At 58.4% G+C, this 24106-nt stretch carries 21 protein-coding genes and 1 pseudogene; 5 read left to right on the top strand and 17 right to left on the bottom strand.

Annotation, left to right across the window (positions count from 1 at the left end; translation table 11 throughout):
* Positions 1-132 precede the first annotated feature (132 nt).
* Together RYB09_RS20970 and RYB09_RS20965 are read right to left on the bottom strand one after the other, a co-directional pair.
* Positions 133-789 carry a CoA transferase subunit B gene (locus RYB09_RS20970; protein WP_005741198.1) on the bottom strand — a complete coding sequence of 219 codons (657 nt, stop codon included), beginning with the start codon at positions 787-789 and terminating at the stop codon, positions 133-135.
* 41 nt (positions 790-830) lie between these two features.
* Positions 831-1532 carry a CoA transferase subunit A gene (locus RYB09_RS20965; RefSeq protein WP_044324153.1) on the bottom strand — a complete coding sequence of 234 codons (702 nt, stop codon included), beginning with the start codon at positions 1530-1532 and terminating at the stop codon, positions 831-833.
* Positions 1533-1661: 129 nt separating this feature from the next.
* On the opposite strand from RYB09_RS20965, the gene RYB09_RS20960 reads away from it, so the two are divergent.
* The 3 genes and pseudogenes from RYB09_RS20960 to RYB09_RS20950 all read left to right on the top strand — a co-directional run bounded on the left by RYB09_RS20960 (position 1662) and on the right by RYB09_RS20950 (position 3655).
* A complete protein-coding gene (locus tag RYB09_RS20960) occupies positions 1662-2552 on the top strand; it encodes a LysR family transcriptional regulator (protein WP_316890060.1) in 891 nt (296 codons plus the stop codon).
* A gap of 89 nt (positions 2553-2641) precedes the next feature.
* Positions 2642-2920, top strand: a pseudogene (locus RYB09_RS20955) (hypothetical protein); the annotation flags it as partial.
* 126 nt (positions 2921-3046) lie between these two features.
* On the top strand, positions 3047-3655 hold the full coding sequence (locus RYB09_RS20950; RefSeq protein WP_316890058.1) for a LysE family translocator: 609 nt from the start codon (positions 3047-3049) through the stop codon (positions 3653-3655).
* 7 nt (positions 3656-3662) lie between these two features.
* On the opposite strand, the gene ssuE is transcribed toward RYB09_RS20950, so the two are convergent.
* The 13 genes from ssuE to RYB09_RS20885 form a co-directional block, all read right to left on the bottom strand.
* Entirely contained in the window at positions 3663-4244 is a 582-nt protein-coding gene (gene ssuE, locus RYB09_RS20945; protein ID WP_058409028.1) for an NADPH-dependent FMN reductase, read from the bottom strand.
* Positions 4245-4493: 249 nt separating this feature from the next.
* The gene (locus RYB09_RS20940) at positions 4494-5582 is read right to left on the bottom strand and encodes a polysaccharide biosynthesis/export family protein (protein ID WP_316890056.1); all 1089 of its coding nucleotides are present in this window, start codon (positions 5580-5582) and stop codon (positions 4494-4496) included.
* Positions 5583-5645: 63 nt separating this feature from the next.
* Complete coding sequence (locus tag RYB09_RS20935) at positions 5646-7055, bottom strand: undecaprenyl-phosphate glucose phosphotransferase (protein ID WP_316890054.1); 1410 nt, start codon at positions 7053-7055, stop codon at positions 5646-5648.
* A gap of 13 nt (positions 7056-7068) precedes the next feature.
* Complete coding sequence (locus RYB09_RS20930) at positions 7069-8298, bottom strand: glycosyltransferase family 4 protein (RefSeq protein WP_122281070.1); 1230 nt, start codon at positions 8296-8298, stop codon at positions 7069-7071.
* 73 nt (positions 8299-8371) lie between these two features.
* A complete protein-coding gene (locus RYB09_RS20925) occupies positions 8372-9487 on the bottom strand; it encodes a glycosyltransferase family 1 protein (protein ID WP_316890052.1) in 1116 nt (371 codons plus the stop codon).
* A gap of 83 nt (positions 9488-9570) precedes the next feature.
* Positions 9571-10788, bottom strand: a complete 1218-nt coding sequence (locus RYB09_RS20920; RefSeq protein ID WP_122281068.1) for a glycosyltransferase family 4 protein — start codon at positions 10786-10788, stop codon at positions 9571-9573.
* Positions 10785-11786: a glycosyltransferase gene (locus RYB09_RS20915; protein ID WP_122281067.1), complete on the bottom strand. Its 1002-nt coding sequence runs from the start codon at positions 11784-11786 to the stop codon at positions 10785-10787. Before RYB09_RS20915 ends, RYB09_RS20920 begins: the two co-directional genes overlap by 4 nt.
* Positions 11787-11874: 88 nt before the next feature.
* The gene (gene rfaH, locus RYB09_RS20910) at positions 11875-12387 is read right to left on the bottom strand and encodes a transcription/translation regulatory transformer protein RfaH (RefSeq protein WP_058401904.1); all 513 of its coding nucleotides are present in this window, start codon (positions 12385-12387) and stop codon (positions 11875-11877) included.
* Positions 12388-12440: 53 nt separating this feature from the next.
* Positions 12441-14648 (bottom strand): polysaccharide biosynthesis tyrosine autokinase, encoded by a 2208-nt coding sequence (locus RYB09_RS20905; RefSeq protein ID WP_316890050.1) that lies wholly within the window; start codon positions 14646-14648, stop codon positions 12441-12443.
* A complete protein-coding gene (locus RYB09_RS20900; protein WP_058409023.1) occupies positions 14649-15101 on the bottom strand; it encodes a low molecular weight protein-tyrosine-phosphatase in 453 nt (150 codons plus the stop codon).
* A complete protein-coding gene (locus RYB09_RS20895; protein WP_058409022.1) occupies positions 15091-16026 on the bottom strand; it encodes a glycosyltransferase family 2 protein in 936 nt (311 codons plus the stop codon). Before RYB09_RS20895 ends, RYB09_RS20900 begins: the two co-directional genes overlap by 11 nt.
* Before the next feature lie 3 nt (positions 16027-16029).
* On the bottom strand, positions 16030-17580 hold the full coding sequence (locus RYB09_RS20890; RefSeq protein WP_316890048.1) for a lipopolysaccharide biosynthesis protein: 1551 nt from the start codon (positions 17578-17580) through the stop codon (positions 16030-16032).
* A gap of 5 nt (positions 17581-17585) precedes the next feature.
* On the bottom strand, positions 17586-18707 hold the full coding sequence (locus RYB09_RS20885) for a DegT/DnrJ/EryC1/StrS family aminotransferase (RefSeq protein WP_316890046.1): 1122 nt from the start codon (positions 18705-18707) through the stop codon (positions 17586-17588).
* A 584-nt stretch (positions 18708-19291) separates the two neighbouring features.
* Here RYB09_RS20885 and RYB09_RS20880 point away from each other — a divergent pair.
* Together RYB09_RS20880 and RYB09_RS20875 are read left to right on the top strand one after the other, a co-directional pair.
* Complete coding sequence (locus RYB09_RS20880) at positions 19292-20485, top strand: aminotransferase class V-fold PLP-dependent enzyme (protein ID WP_316890043.1); 1194 nt, start codon at positions 19292-19294, stop codon at positions 20483-20485.
* 57 nt (positions 20486-20542) lie between these two features.
* Positions 20543-22351 carry an aminopeptidase P family protein gene (locus RYB09_RS20875; RefSeq protein ID WP_316890041.1) on the top strand — a complete coding sequence of 603 codons (1809 nt, stop codon included), beginning with the start codon at positions 20543-20545 and terminating at the stop codon, positions 22349-22351.
* A gap of 32 nt (positions 22352-22383) precedes the next feature.
* On the opposite strand, the gene RYB09_RS20870 is transcribed toward RYB09_RS20875, so the two are convergent.
* Positions 22384-22698, bottom strand: coding sequence for a hypothetical protein (locus RYB09_RS20870; RefSeq protein ID WP_002554031.1), 315 nt, complete (start codon positions 22696-22698; stop codon positions 22384-22386).
* A 175-nt stretch (positions 22699-22873) separates the two neighbouring features.
* Positions 22874-23761: a threonine/homoserine exporter RhtA gene (rhtA, locus tag RYB09_RS20865; protein ID WP_316890105.1), complete on the bottom strand. Its 888-nt coding sequence runs from the start codon at positions 23759-23761 to the stop codon at positions 22874-22876.
* Between the last annotated feature and the right edge of the window lie 345 nt (positions 23762-24106).

Genomic DNA, 24106 nt, shown 5'->3' with positions numbered 1-24106 from the left:
GCAAGCTCACTCCCACAACTGTCCGGAATCTGTGGGAGCGGACTTGTCCGCGAACTGCCGGGAACCGGCAGCAAAACGAAATCATAGAATCTCCCACAGAGATGTATCCAGCCTGCTCGAAGATGCCTGAGTTCAGAAACTCATCTCGATCACATCATCCGGCACGATCAGTTTGCCTGCGGTTTTTGCCACGATTTCTTCTACGCTGACCCCCGGCGCACGCTCGCGAAGGATGAAGGCACCGTTGTCGATTTCCAGATACGCCAGGTCAGTCAGAACCTTGCGGATGCACGCCGCGCCGGTCAGTGGCAGGCTGCAGCGGGGCAGCAGTTTGGATTCGCCATCCTTCGAGGCATGGGTCATGGTCACGATGATGTTGTCGGCACCTGCCACCAGGTCCATCGCGCCGCCCATGCCTTTTACCAGCTTGCCGGGAATCATCCACGACGCGATATTGCCCTCGACATCCACCTCGAAAGCACCGAGCACCGTCAGGTCGACATGACCGCCGCGGATCATGGCGAAGGATTCGGCCGACGAGAAAATCGACGCGCCGATACGCGCCGTAACCGTCTGTTTGCCGGCATTGATCATGTCAGCGTCTATGGTGTCTTCGGTCGGAAATGCGCCCATGCCCAGCAGACCGTTTTCCGACTGCAACATGACGTCGATGTCGTCCGGTACGTAGTTGGCCACCAGGGTCGGAATGCCAATGCCCAGGTTCACGTAGTAACCGTCCTTGAGTTCACGGGCGACGCGTTGAGCCATTTGTTCGCGAGAAAGTGCCATGGTCTGAAATCTCTTTGTTGTTGTATGGCCGAGCTGCTCTGTCAGGATTTTCTGACGGTGCGCTGTTCAATGCGCTTTTCGAAGGTGCCCTGAATCACCCGGTCGACGTAAATGCCAGGCGTGTGGATCTGAGTGGGCAAGAGTACGCCGGGCTCGACGATTTCCTCGACCTCGACCACCGTGATCCGCCCTGCGGTGGCCACTACCGGGTTGAAATTCTGCGCGGTATGACGATATATAACGTTGCCGAAGTGGTCGGCTTTCCAACCCTTGACCAAGGCGAAGTCGCCGGTGATGGCTTCTTCCAGAATCACGTTGCGGCCATTGAACTGCCGGGTTTCCTTGCCTTCAGCCACTGGCGTGCCATAACCGGTCGCGGTGTAGAACGCAGGGATGCCTGCGCCGCCTGCGCGCAGTTTTTCCGCCAGAGTGCCTTGCGGGGTGAGTTCGACTTCCAGCTCGCCGCTGAGCAACTGCTTTTCGAACAAGGCGTTTTCGCCCACGTAGGACGAAATCATTTTCCGGATCTGCCGGTCTTCAAGCAGGATGCCCAGGCCGAAGCCGTCAACGCCACAGTTGTTGGAAACGACGGTGAGGCCCTTGATGCCCATACGCTTGATCTGCGCGATGAGGTTTTCCGGAATGCCGCACAGACCGAAGCCACCGCAGAGTACCGTCATGTCATCGGTCAGGCCGGCAAGGGCTTCTTCGTAGGTCGTTACTCGTTTATCGAGTCCAGCCATGTTGATCCGCCTTTTATAGTTGTTGACCGACAGTCGCACTGTCGGAGGATCGGGTGACTTGCATCTTCTCTCGCAGCGACTGATTTGTTAATTTTGTTTTTCTGATCAATTGATAAGAAAAACAAATATATGAACGTCAAGCAGCTTCGGGCTTTTCTGGCGGTTGCGCAGTACCTGAGCTTCGCCCAGGCCGGGGAACGACTGAACATCTCGCAACCGGCGTTGAGCCTGACCGTCAAGAGCCTTGAGGAGGACCTTGGCGGGCAATTGCTGACACGCACTACACGTAACGTCGGCCTGACACCCGAGGGCGAAACCCTGTTGCCGCTGGCGCGCCAGTTGCTGGCTGACTGGGACAACACCGAAGAGCTGCTGCGACAGCGGTTTACCTTGCAGACGGGCCGGGTTTCGGTCGCCGCCATGCCTTCATTTGCCGGCAATCGATTGCCGGCAGCGCTGAAGGTGTTTCGCGGGCGCTACCCACGGGTCAATGTCGCGGTGCATGACGTGATCAATGAGCAGGTGCTGGAGATGGTGCGTCACCGCCGTGTCGAGCTGGGCATCGGCTTTGAGCCCGAGTCGAACAGCGCTTTGTTGTTCACTCCGTTTTATATGGATCGCTTCGTGGCCGTGGTCTCGAAGGATTCGCCGCTGGCCGGGCTTGGCGAAGTGTCCTGGGCCGAGCTGTTGGGCGAAGACTTCATTGCCCTGCAAAGGCCTTCGGCTGTGCGTTTGCTACTGGAGCAGGCCATCGAGCCGATGCACGGCAAACTGGCGGTGGCGTTTGAAAGCCATCAGCTGTCCACCATCGGGCGCATGGTTGCCAATGGCCTGGGTGTCAGCGCGGTGCCGTCGCTGTGCATCGGGCAGATGCAGGAACTGGGTGCTTGCTGCATCGCGCTGGTAGGACCGCGCATCGAGCGTCGTATCGGCATGATGATGCTGGCCGATCACAAGCTTTCCGCTGCGGCTCAGGCGTTGCGCGAGGTATTGATCGAGGATGCTCGCAACAGTCGATAGCGACTATCACGGCGGATGATTTTTGCTGCGTCGGGGGCGGGCGTAACCTTGCGTCATTCCTGAAACGAAGCCTGCCCCGGAGGCCCCAGATGAACCGTATGCTTGCCCTTGCGCTTGTCCTCACATTCACCGTTGCACTGCTCTCCGGCTGCTCCACCCACCATGCTGTCGAGCAGCGTCCCTTCAGCGCCGAAGAAAGCCATCAACTGGCGCTTGAAGACCTTAACCGGCGCGGCCTGTCGTTTGATGAATACCAGGCACGCAAGGCGCAATTGATGGCTGATCCGCAGGCACAGCAGGCGCGCGAATTCGATGATAAAGGCGAAGCAAGCGTTGACCTGAATGTGACTGGCCAGCAGCCACAAGGTTCACAGTCCGCTTTAAAAGAGTTTTTCATCAAACTGTACGGTAATAATTACCGGTCAACTGTCCGTGTGTTTCTTGCAGCGCCTTCTATAGGGTAAATGCCTGACTCACTGATCTGGACAGGCTGTATGGTGCTCTCTTTCGATTTGCTTCTTGCCTTCACACTCTTCGCGTTCGTCACCTCTATTACCCCCGGCCCGAACAACATGATGCTGCTGGCCTCGGGCGTCAATTTCGGTTTCAGCCGTACGTTGCCGCACATGCTGGGTATCAGCATCGGTTTTTTTGTCCTGGTGCTGGCCGTCGGTTTCGGGCTGGGCAGTGTGTTCAAGGCATGGCCGCTTCTCTACACCATCCTGCGCTATGTCGGCGCCGCTTATCTGTTGTACCTGGCGTGGAAAATCGCCACGTCAGGTCCTGCCTCCGATAACGTCGACAGTCAGGGCCAGCCGCTGAGCTTCATGAGTGCCGCGCTGTTTCAATGGGTTAACCCCAAGGCCTGGATCATGGCGATAGGTGCCATTAGCACCTACACGCCGATGCAGGGCTATTTCTACAATGTGGTGGTGATCTCGGCGGTGTTTGCGCTGATCAACCTGCCCAGTGTCGGTATCTGGGCAGGCTTTGGCAGCCTGTTGCGCAATGTTCTGCGTGACCCGCTCGGGTTGCGCATCTTCAACGGCGTGATGGCGGTGCTATTGGTGGCCTCGTTGTATCCGCTGTTTGTCGAGCATTGATGCCGGGCTATAAAGCCAGCTGCAAATGGCCGCCGGCCTGCTTGTGACGTGCCTGCAAGCGACGTTGCAGGCCTTGATGGAAGTGCTCCAGCCCCTCATGCAGGCGCTCGGTGAGGATTTCGTCCAGGGTGCCGCCTTCTTCGTTGTCGTCGTAGCTGATCTGGGTATCGATGGCGAAGATGCCGTGTAGCACTTCCTGCGATTTGAGCGCTGACAGTACCGGTTTGAGCGCGTAATCCACGGCCAGCATGTGCGCGATACTGCCGCCGGTGGCCAGAGGCAGGACTACTTTGCCATGCAGTGCGCGCTCGGGCAGCAAGTCGAGCAGGGTTTTCAGTGCGCCTGAAAATGACGCCTTGTAAACCGGCGTACCAATCAGCAGGCCATCGGCTTGCCTGACCGCTTCGATAAATTCCAGCACTTGCGGGCTGTCGAAACGGGCAAAAAGCAGGTCCTCGGCATTGAAGTCGCGTATGCGCAGCGTGGTGACTTCCACCCCGTGGCTTTGCAACCAGCGGCTGGCATGGGCCAGCACTACGCCGGAACGGGATTTGGGCGAAGGGCTGCCGGAAAGTGAAACAACGAGCATATGGAATTTCCTTGCGATAAGCGTGTGTCTGTAAAGCAGCTTGTGTGCCAGCCTTCGCAAGGTCCGGCGATGGCTCGCAGACATTGGGTTTGCGCGCTTTTCATACCGATGGTGCGGCGTTGCCATGCTGACGAAAAGCCAGCCAACTGTTGAACCACTGTTGCTCAGGCAACAGTTTCGCGTTGTTCGGCGGGCCAAAAAAATTCCCGCAAAACTGCTTGCAGGAAGATTTTCAAAGCGACGTCAGAGTCAGTTGCGGAACGCTGCGCCGGTCTGCACCACACTGGCCGAACCGAGCAACTGGCTGATGAATCGGCTCCAGCGGGTGATATCGGCCGGGCCGACAAATACCACGTCCTGCGCCTTGAGCTCGAACTGCCCCGCCAGCAGGTAGGCGGTGGGCTTCCTGGCATTGAGGTGGTAAACGGTGGAGGTCGCTTCGGCAAAGTTTTCCGCACCGCGTATCACATACACCGCATCGCCATCTGCGCTGTCCGGGCTGAGGCCGCCGGAGTTGCCCAGTGCCTCCAGCAATGTCAGGCGGGTGGTGCCGAAGGAGATCACTTGCGGGTTACGTACTTCGCCCAGCACGTAGATCTTGTTTCGCGAATTGCTGTTCAAATGGAGGTAATCGCCATCCTTCAGGAAGATTCTGCTCAGTTGCGAGTCTCTGCGGTTCAGCGAATCGATGTCGATCAGGTAATCGCGGCCATCGCGGCGCAGGGTCAGACCGGCCAGATTGGCATCGGTCAGGTCGACGCCCGCGACGCTCACGGCCTGCACCAGGCTCAACGGAATGTTGGTAATGGGTTGCGGGCCGGGCACTTTGAAGGAGCCGGACAGGAGTATTCGCTGACTGTTGTAGCGCAGCACTTTGACGTCGACCTTGACCTCGGTGTATTGCGGCGCCAGCCCCATGCGCAACTGCTCGCGCACTTCGCTCACCGTTCTGCCGCTCGCGCGAATTCGTCCGACGTAGGGGAAGTAGAGCGTGCCATCGTTCAGTACTTCCCGGGTGTTGGCATCCAGCTGGTCCTGCGAGCCTGGCGCGGTCAGTTCCGGGTGTTCGAACACGGTGACCAGCAAAGTATCGCCAGCGCCGATCACGTATTCCGGAGTCTTGTAGTCAAGCAGCGCCTGCGGCAGTGCCTTGGCGTCTGCGCTGGCGCGTTGTTGCTGTTGCTGAAGACTTTTCGGTGTGACCTCGACCAGTTGCGCCCGGGGTTCGTCTGGTTTAACGGCGGTAACGTCGTCCGGGGTCATGTGCTGCCCCGGGGCGAATGCGCAGCCTTGCAGCGCCAGGCTGGTGAGCAGTAAAGCAACTAACCTTGGATTCATTGGGTTTTTCCTTTCATGGCATTGCTCCTTTCTTTCGGCGCGTTCGTTCACTCAGCGGAAACGTCAGAAGGCGTTCTTGTTGACGAAGCCTTTGAACAGCGTCAGCAGAATGATTTTGAGGTCCAGCCAGATCGACCAGTGCTCGATGTATTCCAGGTCGAATTCCACGCGCATGCGCATCTTGTCGAGTGTGTCGGTTTCACCGCGCCAGCCATTGATCTGCGCCCAGCCGGTGATGCCGGGTTTGACCTTGTGGCGCAACATGTAGCCGCTGACCTGTTTGCGGTACTGCTCGTTATGGGCAATAGCGTGAGGGCGCGGGCCGACGATGGACATATCGCCGTGCAGGACATTGAAAAACTGCGGCAGTTCATCCAGCGAAGTGCGCCGCAAAAATGCCCCCAGCGGCGTTACCCGCGCGTCATTGCGCGTTGCCTGAAGCACCACATCGGCGTTTTCCTGGACGCTCATGCTGCGAAATTTCCAGACCATGATGGAACGGCCGTCCAGCCCATAGCGGCGCTGGCGAAACAGCACCGGGCCCGCAGAGGTGAGCTTGATGGCCGCCGCGATGGCCAGCAACGGCAGAGCGATCAGCAGCAGAATCAGACTGGAGAGGACGATGTCTTCGGCGCGCTTGACCAGGCTCCAGGCACCGTCCATGGGCGAATCGAAAATGCTGATGCTGGCCAGGCCATTGATGCTTTCACTGCGGGCATGCAGCAGGTCGAACATGAACACGTCGGGAATCAGGTACACCGAGGCGGTGGTGTCGCTCAAGCCGGTAATCAGCTCGCGCAATTGCGGCTCGGCGCTGAACGCGAGGGTGATGTACACCTTGTCTATCCGGCCTGCGCGGGCATCTTCGATCAACTGGTCCAGATCACCCAGCACTGGCAGACGGCGTTTTTCGGCCAGCAGATTCATCTGCTGCGGGTGCGAGTCGTAGAACCCCAGCAGGTTCAGCCCCATCCACGGCGCAAGGGAGATGGAACGCGCCAGTCGCTCACCGACCTGGCCGGTCCCGACAATTGCCACCCGGCGCGTATTGAAGCCGTGCCGACGCAGCGTGTGCAGGGCCAGGCGGATCAGCAGTCGATAGCCGCACAGCACCGCAAGCGTCAGGGCGAACCAGCTCATCTGGCCGTTATCGGGCAATTGCGTCTGGTTGAGCAGCAGGCTGTTCAGTGACAGCAGGGTAATGAAGGTCATCGCCCAGTAACTGAAGACCTTGGTCAGTTCGCGCAGGATGCGCTCGCCACGCCATGAACCATATAGCTGGTGATATTCGCTGACCCAATGAAATACCAGTACCGCGAGGATAATGTGCGACCAGGCCTCGGTGCTGTCGCTGACCTGCAGCCCGGTTTGCCAGTAACCGATCAATACGATGATGATCAGGTCCAGCAGACGATGGGCGAGCGACAGCGCTGACTGATGGGCATGCAGAATGCCGCGGACGGAAGTGCGCATTGGAGGGGCTCGCTCAGACGGTTTTTATGGGGACGACACGGCCTGGCAGTTCGCTGCCCGGGACCGGCGCTGGTTGAGCGACGCGGTGCGGGTGGGGCAGGCGAGCCAGATGCACAAGATGCGAGGTGGCCAGACGGTTCTCGACGAAGGCTTTGATCTCCTGCTCGAAACGCGCCACCGAAAACCGTTCGGCGTTGGCCCGGCAGGCCTGCGGCGAGATGCGTGATTGCGCAGCTTCAAACTCGCCGATGGCGGCGCTCAGCGCTGCCACGGTTTGCTGCCGGTAGAGCACGCCGGTCGGTTGCGGGTGATCCAGGCCGTGCACGGTCTCCATGATGCCGCCCTTGCCGAACGCGATTACCGGCGTGCCGCAGGCTTGGGCTTCAACCGGGCTGATGCCGAAATCCTCTTCGGCGGCGAAGACAAACGCTTTGGCGCCGCGCATATATTCCAGCAATACCGCGCCAGGCTGGAAACCCAGCAGCGTTACATTGGGCGCCTGCCTGGCAATGGCCTGCGCCTTGGCCAGGTCCGGTCCGTCACCGATCATGATCAGGCGTTTGTCCGGCATGGCGACAAAGGCTTCGACGATCATTGGCATGCGCTTGTAAGGCACCATCCGCGAGGCACACAGATAGAAGTCCGCGCGCGCGCCGTGGGGGGTGAAACCGAGGGTGTCCACCGGCGGATAGATGACGGTCGAGTCACGTCGATACGCCTTGGAGATGCGTGCACCGATAAAGCCCGAATTGGCAATGAATGCGTCCACACCGGTCGACGTGCGTTGGTCCCAAAGGCGCATGTAATGCAGGACCAGGCGCGCCAGGCTGCCCTTGACTCCCTTGCCCAGTCCTGATTCCTGCAGGTACTGGTGCTGCAAGTCCCAGGCGTAGCGAATCGGCGAGTGCACGTAGCTGATATGCAGTTGGTCCGGGCCGCAAAGCACGCCCTTGGCGACTGCGTGACTGCTGCTGATGATCAGGTCATAGCCGGAGAGGTCCAGTTGCTCGATGGCCAGCGGCATCAGCGGCAGGTAGCGTGAATAATGTTTGCGTGCGCCGGGCAGCTTCTGGATGAACGTGGTTCTGGCTACCTTGCCGCGCAGCTGCGCGCGGTCCTGATCGCTGAGAAAGTCGATGACTGCAAACAGGTCCGCATCGGGCCAGACGTTGATCATTGAAGCAAGCACACGCTCGGCACCGGCGTAACTCACCAGCCAGTCGTGGACGATAGCAATTCTCATGGGCGTTCCTTGCTGTAATGGCCCGCGCTACTGCGGATGCGACAGGGGGCATGCTGGCGTTACTGTTGTGGGTTCAGGGTTTGCCGGCGGACGACTCGGGTACGACATGGCGCTTGCTCTGCGACGCAGGAGCAGACTCCAGCAGCGCATCGATACGCTGGGAAAGGCGTTGCGCGGAAAGGTCCCAGGAAAAACGCTGCACGTTATGCAACCCCTGAGCACGCAGCGCATTGCGCAACGGCGCATCCACCAGCACGCGCTGCATTGCTGCGGCCATGTGGCTGACGTCCAGCGGGTCGAAATACAATGCGCTGCCTTGCAGGACTTCGGGAATCGAAGCGGCATTGGCGGCCAGCACCGGGCAACCGCAGGCCTGGGCTTCAAGCGGCGGAATGCCGAACCCCTCGTAAAGCGAAGGAAATACGAACGCTGTGGCACCCTGATACTGGCTGATCAGCTCGGCATCGTTAAGTCGCCCCAGAAAGCGGATGCGCGGGTCACGGCAGGCGAGGTGTTGCAGGTCAGGGTCGGCGAACAGTACGCTGGCAGCGCCGACAATATGCAGTTGCAGGTCGGTGTGGCTACGCAAACTCAGAAATGCCTGAATCATCCGGTTGAAATTCTTGTGTGCGGCGGGTGAGGAAACTGCAAGCAGGTATCTCGGCTGATCGACAGGTGTCGGCCCCGGGGTGAATTCGTCACTGACCGCAGCGGGCACGACCAGCACCTTGTCCTCGGCGTAGCCATAGAACGAGGTTATTTCCCTTCGCGAGAAGCTGCTGCCGGTGATCAGCGTTCTGGCGCGTGACAGCAGAATCGGGGTGATGGTCCGATAGGCCAGGCGGAACAGCCGGGTGTAGCTTTGCGGATAGCGTACATAGGTGATGTCGTGGTGAGTGGCTATCTGATTGCCATAGAACATTGGCCCTGTGTTGCTGACCGAAATCAGCAGCGGGCTGCCTTGACGTTTCAGGTGAAGCGGCAGGTCGATCTGTTCCCACATATGCCCGGTGGAATGACCGATGCATTGGGCCTCCAGTGCGCTGGCACAGTCATGCAGCCTGATAGTGCGCGGAGCGACGAATACCAGATCGTCGCGCAGCCGCTTCAGGGCTCTGCACATTTGCTCTGCGTAACGTTGTACACCGCTGACATTCTGCGTGAGGAACCGTGAATTGATGACAATCATCTCGAGCATCCTGCTGATGAGGGTGATCTGGCTGGTGCCAGGTTCTGTCCTTGAACGGGCTTGATGGGGCAGATTGCGCCCCGTCACTGTGTGACATATATGCGGCGGTCCTGCAGGGTCTGGGCAAAGATGCTTTCGTACTGGTCCAGCATCAGGTCCAGGTTCATCAACGACGCGACGCTGTTGCGTGCCTGGCTGCCGAGGCGTGCCAGCAGTTCCGGTTGCTGGTGCAGCTTGAGCATTGCCAACCCCAATGAGTCCGGGTCATCGGGGTTGCACAGCAGACCGTTTAGAGGTTCCTGGATGATTTCCGTCAACCCGCCCATGCGGCTGGCGATGACGGGCAGGGCGTGTGCGCAGGCCTCGACGGCCACCATGCCGAACGGCTCATTCCACAGGGAGGGGACGATTGCCACGTCGATCTGGCGGTAGAAGTCTTCGGGCCTCTGGGCGCCGACAAAGCTGATGTCCGGTGATGTGGCCATGGCCCTGAAATGCTTTTCATCGGCCGCCTGTCCACGCCCGGCAATCTGCAGGGTGGCTTTGAACGGCAGGTGCTGAAACTGATCAATCAACCATCCCAGCCCCTTGGTTGTGGACAGCGTGCCCAGGTAACCGAAGCGCAACGGGGCGTCATCGATGGGGGCTCTGGGCTGCCCGGAAATCGGCGGGGTGAACGGGCTGGCGTTATGCACCACGTAACCCCGCGCGCCTTTGAAATAGCCCTGCGCCTGCAAGGTGTCGAGCATGAAGCGGCTGACACCAACGACCGTGTCGACCTGTTCTGACAGCTGTGCATGATTGCTGCGCAACTGCGAGCACATCGTGCATTGGCGCTGACAGCTATGACCCTTCTTGAACATGGTGCTGGCCGGGCAGAGCAAGTAAAAGTCATGCAGGACCTGCACGATCGGGCGATTGGCCCCGGTTATTTCGTCCCACGCCGACACCGACCAGCCGGTCAGGTTATGGCACACCACCAGCTCCGGCTGCTCCAGTTCCACCACTCGCCTCACGTACTCGCGCATGCCGGCGTTGTAGCGATCGCGCCAGTGCCAGGCAAGCCGCGCCAGACGGCCCGGACGCTGGGCGATGAAGTGCCAGTACCGGTTGAGCAGGCCGGCGCGATAGACCTTGACCCGATTGACCTCTGCCAGCTGCAGGCCGGGCCGATCGGTGGTGGCCAGCACGGCGACGCTGTGTCCACGTTGCTGCAAGCCCTCGACAGTACGTTGCAGAATGATCTCTGCGCCGCCGCCGATATCGGGCGCATAAAGGCTGCTGATAAACAGTATCTTCATAACGGGTAGGCCTTGTTCAGGCCCAGCCTGCTGGCTTCCCCATCGTGAATGGCGTCGTTGATCAGGTTCAGACGCGCGTCGGCGTCATAGCGCCAGGCATACAGGCTCAACAGGCAGAGAAACACCTGGCGATTGAGTCGGTAGAGCAGGGGGGAGGACGCCCAGATATGCCGGTCGAACCACGCCTGGTTACGCGCGGCGTAATAGGCGCGGAGGTCCGATCCGCCCGACAGGTAGCTTTCATAGACGTTGCGGGTGCGCGCCTTGATGTTCCATGAGTCCTCGAGATCCTCCAGCAACGCTTCGGGTACCAGAAATACCTTCCCGCCACCGTCGGTAATGCGCCAGGTGTATTCGGTGTCATCGCTGTACAGCTTGAGTGCGTCCAGTGGCAGGCCGATTTTCTTGTACAGGCTGCGATGGGCCAGCAACCCCCCGTAGGTAGCGAAAGGAAGCTGTACCCGTTCCGGCATGGCCACGCTGGCCCCCGGCTTTCCCCAAGGCAGGCGTCGCCAGATCTTGTATGGCAACTGGGCGATGTGAAAGCCGAAGAAGCTCGAGCGCCGCTGAATGGCGTAACGCAGCGGTACACCCGAAGCGATGTCCGCTTGATGCGTGGGGCGAAAGCCGAGCACTGCGCAATTGTCCCGGCCGTCGATCGTTTCCCGTTCTTGTAGAGACCGGTGCAACACCTCAATGGCATGAGCGGTCGGCGCGTTATCGTCGTCCATCAGCCAGATGTACTCGTCGCCGTTCTCCAGCGCGGCCTTGATGCCGGTCGAATAGCCGTTGGCCGAGCCGGTGTTGTCAGGCAGCCAGATCACCTGAACCCGCTCGGGCCACTTATCGCACAGCGCCTGTAATGGTGCGACGGAAGCGTTGCTGACAATGATCACACGACCAATCAGCGGGCTTTCCAGCGAGCGGCTGATCAATGTGTGCAGATAGCTGAAACGGTCACCATAGGTGAGCGTCACCAGGGTGGTCTGGTGGGGCATGGTGGGGTTCCGGGGGCAGTGGAAGCAGACTGACGACGCATGTTTTCAGGCAAACGCCTTGGGCACTTTTCTGCAGGAGCGGCAGGCCTTACGCGCGGGCTTCGAGCCTTGAAAGGCTGCTGATGGGCAATACCACTTTTTGCTGGCGTTGCAGCATGTTGAGCAGAATCACCGCACGCTCGGTGCCGTCTTCGCTCAGAAAGATGGCTTCCACATCACTCCAGCTGCCCGTCGTGATCATTACCGGATCACCCTGAATAAATCGTGCTTTGGGCGCAGGTGCGGAGAGCCGCTGGCGGATCTGCTCGATCAGATGATCGCGAACCGGCACCGGGTGTCCGCCGAACGTCACGATGCGCGAGACGCCACGGGTGGAGCGAATCGGGTACCAGTTGTCCTGTACCTGATCCATCTGAATGAACAGGTAGCCGGGAAACAAAGGCTCGTCGGCCTGAACCCTGGCAGCGGTTTTTTTCGCATCGACCTGCAACGGTCGGTAGCACTGGAAATGCTGGCGTCGCAAATGCTCTTCGGCGCGGGCTTCCTGACGCGGTTTGGTCTGGATCAGATACCAGCGAGCGTCCTGGGCGGAGAGGGCCATGATTAATTCCTTTTAAATGAAACAGCGCAGTGAACGGCAGGCGTCACTACGGGTTATCGGGGCGCAGGGTGGTAGTTGTAGCCATAGGCTGCGTAGTCGTAATCGGACGTCGTGGCCTTGCGCACCACCGCGTTGAAAATGGCACCCTTGATCAGAATTCCGTTCTGGCCCAGCCTGCGTTTGCAGGCCTCGATTTCCTGGACGGTGGTCATGCCGAAACGGGCAACCAGCAGGCAGGTGCCTGCCTGGCGACCCACCAGTGTCGCGTCGGTCACGGCAAGGATTGGTGGCGTGTCGATCAGAATCAGGTCATATAACGGCGACAATTCGGCCAGCATCCTGTTGAAGTTGTCATGCATCAGCAGTTCCGAGGGGTTGGGCGCGGCGAAACCACAGGAGATGAAATCCAGATGCCGGACCCGCGTCTGATGGATGACTTCGGTGCACCTCAAGCGGGCGGCCAGCGTGTCGGACAGACCGTGTTTGGGCTGCAGGCCAAAGAGCCGATGCAGGTAGCCTTTGCGCATATCGGCATCGATCAACAGGACGCGCCTGCCGGTCTGGGCAATGATGGTTGCCAGATTGCTCGATACAAACGATTTGCCGGCGCCTGGTGTCGGGCTCGATATCATCAGTACGTTGTTACGCGCCTCCAGCATGGCGAAGTGCAAGCTGGTACGCAGGCTGCGCAGCGATTCGATGGCCAGCTCGCCAGGTGCGGCAATGCTTAGCAGTCTTGAGTCCTTGCTGTCCTGATCGCGCTTTTCCAGGCGTTCCTGCTGCCGCGAGTGAGGCAATGATGCGTAGACCGGCATGCCCAGACTTTCGATGACTTCGGCGCTCTCGATGCCTCGATAGAATGCCTGGCGCACGAATACGATGATCATTGCGACCAGTGCACCGATCAGCGTAGCGATCAGCACAATCAGCGTCTTCATGGGTTTGACGGGTCTTTCGACGTTGGTGTCGGCGTTGTCGATGACCCGCACATTACCAATGCTGCCAGCACGCAGAATGTCCTGCTCCTGACTCTTGTTGAGCATCAATGTGTAGGTCTGGCTGATGACCTGCATGTCGCGGGTCAGACGCAGCAACTCCTGCTGGGTCATGGGCAGCGCGTCGATCTTCTTCAACAGGCCTTGTTTCTGTTGTTCCAGCTGGTTCATCTGGCTCATCAGGCTGCGATAGGTCGGGTGCTCACGGGTGTACAACCGTTCCAGCTCTACGCGCCTGAGTTTCAGTTCGGAAAGCATCGAGTCGAGGCTGACCACCTGATCAAGCACGCCTTTGGTTTCGATGCTCAGGTCCACCGACCTGGCGCTGGTCTGGAAGGTGTTCAGCGCAGTCTCCGCGTCCTCCAGCTGTTTGCGCACGGCAGGCAACTGCGAGCGTAGAAACTGCAGCCGCTGCGCGGCCTCGGCCGAACTGCGCTCTACGTTCTGGCGTACATAAAGATGGCTGACCTCGTCGAGAATCCGGTTGGCCCGCTGTGCGTCCTGGTCCTCGATGGACAGGTAGATGATGCCCGAGTCCCGGCCGGCCTCGGCGATCTTCAGACGGTTCTGATAAACCAGCGCGGTGCTGAGCGTGCGCTGTCTGGAGACGCTGAAGTCGGTACCGGGACGCGCGCGTAGCGTGGCGACCTGAATCTTTACCCCGTTGCCTTCGACAACACGGTTGAGGATGCCACCAAGCAACAGATTGTGTTCGTTATCGTAGAGCGAGAACTGGCCAGGCTTGCCCGCGGTTAGGGTGAGTTTTTCGCCCAGCAGGTGCTCCGGCACTTCCAGTTGAAATACCTCGATTTTCTCGCCACCCCACGCGTATTGCGTCAGGCCGAATAAAGGCTGAGCCAATTCACCGTCGCGCACCGGCTTGAAGGTGCGATATAGATAGGGGCCGATCACCGGAAAGAAATCAGGTGTCTGCAGCGTATTGAGCTTCAGATCGTCGACGACCTTGCCCAACAATGCGCGCGACTTGATCAGCTCGATCTCGGTGGTCGCCTGTGACACTGACAATGGCTTGGCGCTGACCTCCGGGGTGCCCTCGATGCCGATTTTTCGGGGCTCTATCTGAATCATGGCGGTGGCCTGATACACCGGCGTGGCCAGAATGGCGTAGCCCAGGCCGATCAGAAAAAACAGGCTGACGGTCCACAGGATCAGCGCTTTGTGATCGAACAGCATGCGCAGGACCGCTGCCAGATCAATCCGGGAGTCCTGGTGGAAATCCAGCGAAGGACGGTTCATGGCGGTCATTTATCCTGTTGCTCCTGACTGAAAATGAGGAAGCCAGTCGTCAATGCAGCGTGAGAGCTGCGCGTAGGTCTGTTCAAAGGCTGATGCGGGACGTCGGTAAGGGTCGGCGATGTCGAGCGGGTGTTGCCATTTACCGATCAGAAAGGCTTTGCCGCGTACTTCGGGTGCAAGTTTGAGGACGTCGGCAAAATGTGCCTGCTCCATCAGCAGAATCAGGTCAGCCTGGCGTAGCAGCTCACGGCTCATCTGCCGAGCTGCATGGCGCTGAGGCTGTACCCGGTGCGTTTGCAGAACCTGCCGAGCCGCCGGGTCGATGGACGAACCTGACAGCGCGGCGATGCCTGCCGACTGAACGCGCACCTGTGTGGCCTCCAAGCGTTGATGCAGTATCGCGACGGCCATCGGGCTGCGGCAGATGTTGCCGACGCACAACACCAGTACGTTACTGAACATGTGCTTTGCCACTGGTCTGGAACAGGCGTCTGCTCAGGTTGACGACAACATTGCCGGCCACTTTCCACAACGTCTGCAGTTTGTGGCGGGGGGCGAGCGCGGCCAGCGAGAGGCACACCGTCTGCATCAGGAAGTGTTCGTACAGGGGCTGATTGCCCAGACGATTGTAATAGTTGGCCAGGCTTGAACAGGTCTGCAGGTTCATATGCAATTTGCGTTTGTCGCTGCGCATGGAAAACACGCCGCCGGGGTGCAGCCGATAGGCAGCCGGCTTGATCTGCGCCATGAACTTGCCTTTGCCGTAAGCCCCCAGCAACGACCACCAGCACATATCGTTCAACGGTGCTCCGCACATGCTCAATTCGGGCGGCATTGTGCTGAATACATTGCGAAAGCAGACGGTCAGGGTCGACAGGCGTCTGGCCTTTTGCAGCTCCAGCGCCGTAGCGTCGCTGCGTAACAGGCCTTGCAGCTGCACGCCGTACTGGCCGTGTTCGTCGAAGGCGAACGCATCGTGATAGGTGATGACGTAATCGGCATGGTTCTCGAGAAAGTCCACTTGCAACTGCAGCTTTCGCGGATCAGTCCAGTAATCGTCGGCTTCGCAGTAGGCGATATAACGGCCGCGAGCTTCAGCGAACAGGCCCGGAACGCAAGGCGCGCCCTGACTGTACTGATTGACCTGCTGATAGAAGGGCCGAATGATCGTCGGATGCCGCTCGGCGTAGTGCGCAATGATGCGTGCAGTGCCGTCCGTGGATGCATCGTCGTTGATCAGGATTTCGAACCTGAAATCGGTCTGCTGTGACAGAAACCCGTCCAGTGCCTGAGCAATGAAGGCCTCCTGGTTGTAGGCGGGGCATATGATGCTCAGCAACGGCGGTGCCATGCAGGCCTCGTCGGTATTTTTTGCAGTGTCGTCCATGGCTCAGGTACTCGGTTTGCTGAACAAAACATAGATTTTCGACGCCAGCGGTCTATGGCTTGCCGCTACCAGTGTCAGAGTGACAAGACCACTGGCGGCGAGCGCCAGCAGCAGGCTGCCACGGCTTTCATCGGCAATCAGATGGAACACAGGCGCGCTGATCGCCAGGCCCGCAGCGGTCATCGCACTGATCCGCAGAATGTCGCTCAACCATTGGCGATGAAGGCCCGGTGCCAGGTGCCGATGGACGATGACGGGCCATATGGCGAAGGACGTCGCACGCAGAAAAAACCACGCCAGCGCTGCGCCGTAAACGCCTTGATAATGGATAGCCACAAACATTACAGGCACGCTGATCAGTGTCGAAATCACGCTGTACCACAGGTGCAAGCGCATTCGGCCGTAGGCGTATTGCAGGTAGAACTGAAAAGCACTGGCGGCCATGATTGCGCTGCCCAGCGCGTACCAGCCCAGCGCCGGCCCACTCCAGCGCGCGGCGGCGTCATCACCCGTCCAGGCGATAATCAGCGGTTCGGCATACAGGGCAATGACCGCTGCCAGCGGGAACAGAAAGGTACAGGCAAGGCGATTGGCTGCCAGAAACAACGTGTGCATGTCGTCGCGTCTACCTTCGGCCATCAACACGGTCAGGCGCGGCAAGAGCGTCTGAACCAGCGGGTTGCTCAGCATCACGATGCCAGTGGCGATCAACGCAACCAGTGAAAAGTAGCCGTACTGATCCAGCGGCAGCAGATTCGACAGCAGCACCTTGTCCACCTGAGTCAGCACAATCCACAGCACTGCGCTCAACGACAGGCTGGCGGCGAAGGGCATCAGCGGCTTGACCAGTTGCCAGTCCAGGCCGGTCAGCCAGTGTGGCGCAGGCATCTGGCTGCGGGCTTTGCTGGCAAATAGCAGGGCTTCGAGCAGCCCGACTACAAGCTGAAATATAAAAAAGTCCTGTGGGTCCCGGGAAAACTGACTGACCAGCAGCAAGCCGCCGAAGTAGCGCAGCGTTGCAATCGACACATTCGCAACGTTCAGCCAGGCGTGCTGCTCAAGGCCCTGAATGGCGCTTTTATAGAGTGTCGAATACAGGCGCAAGGCGATGACGATGCCCATCAGGGTGATGCACTGCGCCAGTGTGTCGGGTTGCAGCGTATTGGCGTTCAACCACTGTGCTGCGATCCAGGTGCTGGCGACATGGATAAGCAGCCCGCAGAGCATCGCGATGGGCAGAAATATCAGTTCGAATGAGCGCAGCAGACGGCCCAGGCTTTGTTCGCTCACGGGAGTGCCTTGCTGATGTGCCACCGCGCGCACCAGGCTTGGGGATAACCCTGCGTCCAGCAGTTGCAGCCAGGCTTGCAGCAGGGTGAAGAAACCGATCAGGCCGTAGACCTCGGCACCCAGATGGCCGAGATAAAACGGCATGATCAGAATCCCGACCAGCATTACATAGGCCTGTCCGCTGTAGTTCAGGACGGTGTTGCGAATGATCGAACGGCTGCGAATGATCGGGCGGTTGCGAATGACCGGGGTTGTGCCAGGCATGATAGTCAGCAGACCCCGGCAGCGGAGCAAGCCGGGTAGTCCGTATCAGTCACACCACAGGTTTCGATCAGCGTGCGGATGACCAGGTCCTGCTCGCTTCTCAGCAGGCCGGGATAGATCGGCAGGCACAGCACTCGTTCGCTCAATGCTCTGGACACAGGCTGGCCGGGCTGTGGCTGCAGGTATTCAAGGGTGTCCAGTGAGGGGTAAAAGTACCGGCGTGGGTTGATCTTGCGCAGGTTGAGTGCCGTGCGCACCGTCAACAGCTGTTGCTCGTTATGCAGCGCCACCGGGTAATAGCTGTTATTGAGTTCGCTGTCGGCCTGGGGTTGTTGCAGATCCAGGTAACTTTCCAGTGCTGATGTATAGCGGTGAGCGATTTGCGCGCGCTCTTCAAGGATGTTGCCGATGTTGTCGAGAATGCACAGCCCCATGGCTGCGGAGAATTCATTGAGCTTGGCATTGATGCCGATGCCGTCGATTCGGTCTACTCCCGATATGCCAAAGTTGCACATCAGGTGGGCGCTTCTGGCCAGTTCGTCGTCGTTGGTGATGATCGCGCCGCCTTCGATCGTGTGAAACAGTTTGGTAGCGTGAAAGCTCAGGGTGCTGATATCGCCATGGTTTAGCACCGACTGGCCTGCATGGCGCACGGCAAATGCATGTGCGCCGTCATAGATCACCTTGAGCTTATGTTCACGAGCAATTTGCTGAATGGCTTCTACGTCGCAAGGATTGCCAAACACGTGGGTGCCCACGATTGCTGTGGTGTCTTCGGCGATGCTGCGTTTGATGTGCTGCGGCGAGATATTCCAGGTGTCCGGATCAATATCGGCAAAGACCGGGCGAAGACCTTCCCATTGCAGCGAGCTGCTGGTGGCGACGAAACTGAATGGCGTTGTAACAGCGCTGCCGCTCAAGCCCAGAGCCCGATAGGCAACCTGCAGGGCCAGGGTGCCATTGTTGGTCAGAATAATGTGTTTGACGCCCAGATAGTCCTTGAGCCGGTCTGTCAGTTCCTTGGCCAGCGGGCCGTGATTGGTCAGCCAGCCACGGGCGTAGATACCTTCGACGTAGCGTTTGAACTGGTCGATATCACCCAGATACGTCTTGGTCACATTAATCATCGAAGCCTCCATGTTTCTCTGAATCGGGGTGTTGCCGAGTGGGTGACCGGACATCTTTTTTTGTGCAGACGCTGCATTGCTTCCGGCAACGCTACCGCCACACCGAACGTGTTCAGCACTTTAAAAATAGAATGGGGAGTCAACAGACATCCGCCGGCGCCTGATGAGCACCGCGGAAATAACTGACAGCGTGGGACGGAACAGCGGTCGACTTCGGCTTGATTATCCCGACGCTATGCTCTGCGGCATGTGCGTGACAACGGAATGCGCCTGACGGTCCTATATATCGGTGGCGGCAGGGTATCTGTCAAATTGTTTCGTCAGCTTTCTGTTATATTTTTGATAAATGGTCGATCAGATTTTATAACTATATGATTTATAAGGGTGTCAAAAAAATATCATCCTCCATGTGTATTTAAATGACACGCTGAACGCGCTCTGCAAGACGACAATAAGTCATCGGATTTTACAATATCGGCCTGCTTATATTTCTAATTGTTATATATAAATATTAATTGATAATTTTTGGTTCTATCTGGTTTGGTGCATGATCGTGTTCACAGACTGCAAGCAGGAGAACGAACATGAAAGAGCCAGCGCTGTATTTTGATTACGCCGCCACTACACCTGTGGACGAGCGTGTTATCAGGGTCATGGTTGATTGTCTGGGTGTGGCAGGCAATTTTGGCAACCCTGCATCCAGCGCTCATTCATTCGGACAAAAGGCCCGCGTTGCGGTAGAGATTGCCCGTGAGCAGGTCGCCCATCTGGTAGGTGCTCAGGCTTCGCAGATCATCTGGACCTCCGGTGCCACCGAATCCAGCAATCTGGCACTCAAGGGCGTGGCTCAAGAGCGCGCGAAGAGGCAGGCAGCATTCGCCGGAGGCAGGTCCGGCCATTTCATCACCAGTCAGATCGAACACAAGGCAACCCTTGATACTGCCCGGCAACTTGAGGAAGAGGGCGTCGAGGTTACCTGGCTGGCACCGGACAGCGATGGCCTGATCAGCGCCGACGCGGTCAGTGCTGCTTTGCGCGATGATACGTTTCTGGTCTCGCTGATGCTGGTCAACAACGAACTGGGTACGGTCAACGACATCGCGGAAATCGGCAGGCGGGTACGGGCTCACGGCGCATTGTTGCATGTCGACGCTGCGCAGGGCGCTGGCAAGTTGCCGATTGACTTGAGCCAGCTTGAAGTAGACCTGATGTCGCTTTCTGCACACAAAATCTATGGGCCCAAAGGGATTGGCGCGCTGTATGTCGGCCCACGCGCTCAGCAACGGGTTCTCGCCCAGATTCACGGGGGCGGGCACGAATGTGGGCTGCGCTCCGGTACCCTGGCGACGCATCAGATTACCGGGATGGGCGCGGCCTTTGCCCTGGCGGCCGAAGTGCTTGAAGAAGAGGTTATTGAAATACAGCGGCTCAATCGCCTTCTTTGTGAGCGACTGGCCGATATTCCGGGGGTGTGTATCAACGGCAGTCCCACCCAGCGGATTGCCCACACCCTCAGTTTTACGTTTACCCACAACGATCTCGACATAGCAGCGCTGGGCGACAGACTTGCCTTCTCTTCCACCTCGGCCTGTAACTCGGCAAAAAACTTGCCTTCACACGTCCTGCTGGCTCTGGGACTGAGTCCGCAGGCTGCCGGCCAGACCATACGTCTGAGCCTGGGCCGCTTCACGCGTGATCAGGATATCGAGCGTGCGGCCGATTCGATTCATGCCTGTCTGATTCAGCCAGCGTTTTGGGCGGTTGCTCAGTATCGATGAGTGCTCCATTATCTGAACCGGTGAAAGCAGTCAATTTCCGGGTCAGCAGGAGAGTCAATGAGCACGCAATCCAATGCCAGTTCAGAAGTGGCAGAACGTTTGGCGCAAACCCGCGCCTTGATGAGCAGGGAGCGCATCGATGCCTATCTGGTGCCGTCAGCGGATCCGCACCTCTCCGAATACCTGCCCGGCTATTGGCAGGGGCGCCAGTGGCTGTCGGGTTTTCACGGCTCGGTCGGTACACTGATCATTACCCAGGACTTTGCAGGCATATGGGCTGACAGTCGCTATTGGGAGCAGGCAACCAAGGAACTGGCAAGTAGCGGTATCGAGCTGGTAAAACTGTTGCCGGGCCAGCAGGGTCCGCTTGAATGGCTGGCAGACGAAGCCAAAGCCGAAAGTGTGGTTGCCGTTGACGGGGCGGTCCTGGCCGTTGCCTCTTCGCGCACCCTTGCAAGCAGGCTTTACGCGCGCGGCGCCCGCCTGCGTACGGATATCGATCTGCTCACCGAGCTTTGGCAGGATCGTCCTGCCTTGCCGTCTCACCCAATCTACGAACACTTGCCCCCTCAGGCATCTCTGGACCGTGCTGAAAAACTGGCTCGTGTTCGCCAGATCGTTGCCGAGCGAAACGCTGACTGGCACTTCATCGCAACACTGGATGACATAGCCTGGCTGTTCAATCTGCGTGGCGCTGACGTTTCCTATAATCCGGTTTTCATCGCCTTCGCCCTGATCGGCCCGCATAGCGTCACGCTGTTCGTGGACTCACGGAAAGTGCCGGACTCGGTGCGTTCGCGTCTGGAGCGCGACGGTATCAATCTCATGGAGTACACGCAGATTGGCGCAGCCTTGCGCGAGCTGCCGAAAGACGCACGACTGCTGGTTGATCCGGCGCGTGTTACCTGCGGCTTGCTCGATTACCTGGACAGTGAAGTCACGCTGGTCGAAGGGCTTAATCCGAGTACGCTGCTGAAGTCGCAAAAAACCGAGACCGATGCCGGTCATATCCGTCAGGCAATGGAGCAGGATGGTGCGGCACTCTGTGAGTTCTTCGCCTGGCTGGACAGCGCGCTGGGACGTGAGCCCATCAGCGAAGTGACGATTGATGAAAAGCTTACTCAGGCACGGGAGCGACGTCCGGGATATGTTTCACCCAGCTTTGCAACTATTGCAGGTTTCAATGCCAACGGTGCGATGCCGCATTACCGTGCGACTGAAGCGGAGCATGCGCAGATCGAAGGTGATGGCTTGCTGTTGATCGACTCGGGCGGTCAATACCTTGGCGGCACCACCGATATCACGCGCATGGTTGCGATCGGCACGCCGAGTGCCGAGCAGAAGCACGACTGTACTCGGGTTCTCAAAGGCGTTATCGCGTTATCGCGCACTCATTTTCCCAAGGGCATTCTGTCGCCGTTGCTGGATGCCATTGCCCGGGCGCCAATCTGGAGTGAAGGCGTCAACTACGGTCATGGCACCGGGCATGGTGTCGGGTATTTTCTGAACGTCCACGAGGGGCCACAAGTCATTGCCTATCAGGCACCTGCAACGCCGCAGACGGCCATGCTGCCGGGCATGATCACGTCCATTGAGCCGGGTACTTATCGGCCCGGGCGCTGGGGTGTGCGTATCGAAAACCTGGTGATTAACCAGGAAGCGGGCACTACCGAGTTTGGCGAGTTCCTGCGCTTTGAAACCCTGACACTGTGCCCGATCGATACACGTTGCATCGAGGTCTCAATGTTGAACGAGGAAGAGCGCACCTGGCTGAACGATTACCACGCTCAGGTTCTCGCGAGGTTAAGCCCTCTACTGCAGGGTACAGCGCTGTTGTGGTTGCAGGCACGCACGGTCGCTGTCTGATCTTGGATGGATCGAAGCAAGTTGCCGCAGGCTCAGTCCTGCGGTAACGGATCCGTCAGTGGTGTGCTTTTTCTACAGACAATGATCATGCTGCGGCTGGTATAACCAGCGGGGTTGAGGCCGAACGGATAGTCTTCCGGCTCTTCTGTGGCATCGCCCGATTTTGCGATGACCTTGAACGTCCTTGACGCACAGGCGTTGGTCGCAAGCTCATAGCATTTGGCCCAGGAAGACGTCAGGCCGGAGCAGTTGATGTGAATGCCGCGCTTGCTTTGCTTGACGGGCTTGGATGTAGCTGCACAACCTGCCACAGCCAACATGGCCAATACGATAAAAATGTATTTCATTCCTTTCCTTAGCGGGCCATTGCTGATCGCGATCCATCCGGTTGACTGGATCATGAGTCGGTAAAACTGTGACGCAGAACTCTCGAACATGAGTAGGTCAGGCGTAAACATGGCGCATGCGCTCAACAAATGCTAGTGCCATATCGCTTCTTGACCTTGTGACTGCGTGGTCAGTTCAGTCGGCAGGGACCAATTGAGGTTTTGTGTTTGCAGAACCAAGGGTGGCGCCGATGGATGCGAAGATGATTGCGCCAATTGCCAGCCATTGGGTCAGTGAAAGGCTCTCGTGAAGAAACACCAGACCTGATAGCGCTGCGAAGACAGGTTCCAGACTTGCCAGCGTGCCGAATGTGCGCGCCGACATTCGCGTCAGGGCGATCATTTCCAGGCTGTAGGGCAGGGCGGTCGACAGAATGGCGACACCCAGTGCTGCCGGTATCAGTGATATGTCCAGTAATGCAGAGCCTGCGTGTATCACGCCGACAGGTCCGATGAAGAGTGCGGCAACCATCACGCCAAGCGCGGCGGTCTGTACGCCGTTGTCTGCACCTGCCTTATGCCCGAACACTATATAAGCGGCCCAGCACACCCCGGCCCCGAGAGCATAAGCAGCGCCGATCAGATCAATCGCTTCGTTCGAGGTCCCGAGGGGGATCAATAGTAATAAGCCGATGACTGCCAGAGAAACCCATAAAAAATCGATGGGCTTGCGCGAAGACAGCAGAGCTACAGCCAGTGGGCCGGTGAACTCCAGCGCGACCGCGATTCCCAGAGGTACAGTCTGCAACGACATATAGAAGAGGAGGTTCATGCTGCCCAGCGCAATGCCATAGATCACCACAGTGCGTAGCGATTTTGCGGTCAGATTCGCTCGCCACGGGCGCAGGATGGCGATAAGGATAAGGCTCGCAAATACCAGCCTCAAGGTCGTGGTGCCTTGCGCGCCCACTACGGGGAAAAGACTCTTTGCCAGCGACGCGCCGCTTTGAATGGAGATCATGGCGATCATCAGCAGCCCCAAAGGGAAAAGGGCGGCCGCTATAGTGTGGGGTTTCTCAGACATTTCGGTTGTACATCCTGGGGGTGATCCGGGTGCTGGTAAGCGGACATGATGCGCAACAATCGATGCGTGGGCAATATATTGCGCAATCTTTGCTTTCCCTTCTATATAGGTAATCACGAAACGGGCAATTTCGGTGTTTTTGAAATTAACGGTTGACGCCCTCTGTGATCTGTCTATAATTCGCCCCACTTCCGGCGCAGACGGAAACAAAAAAGCCTTGTAGATCAATAGTTTACAAGGTTTTGGAGTGAAGAGTCAGCGAGGAAGGAGGTCGAGTCAGCAGTGATCGACAGCGGTGAGAAAAAAGAGTTTGACACGCGGTTGTAACGCTGTAGAATTCGCCTC

Source organism: Pseudomonas syringae group sp. J254-4 (assembly GCF_032586855.1).
GTDB classification, from domain to species: Bacteria; Pseudomonadota; Gammaproteobacteria; order Pseudomonadales; family Pseudomonadaceae; genus Aquipseudomonas; species Aquipseudomonas amygdali.
The sequence above is the reverse complement of the archived record's forward strand: the minus strand, read 5'-3'. Positions and strand labels throughout refer to the sequence as shown.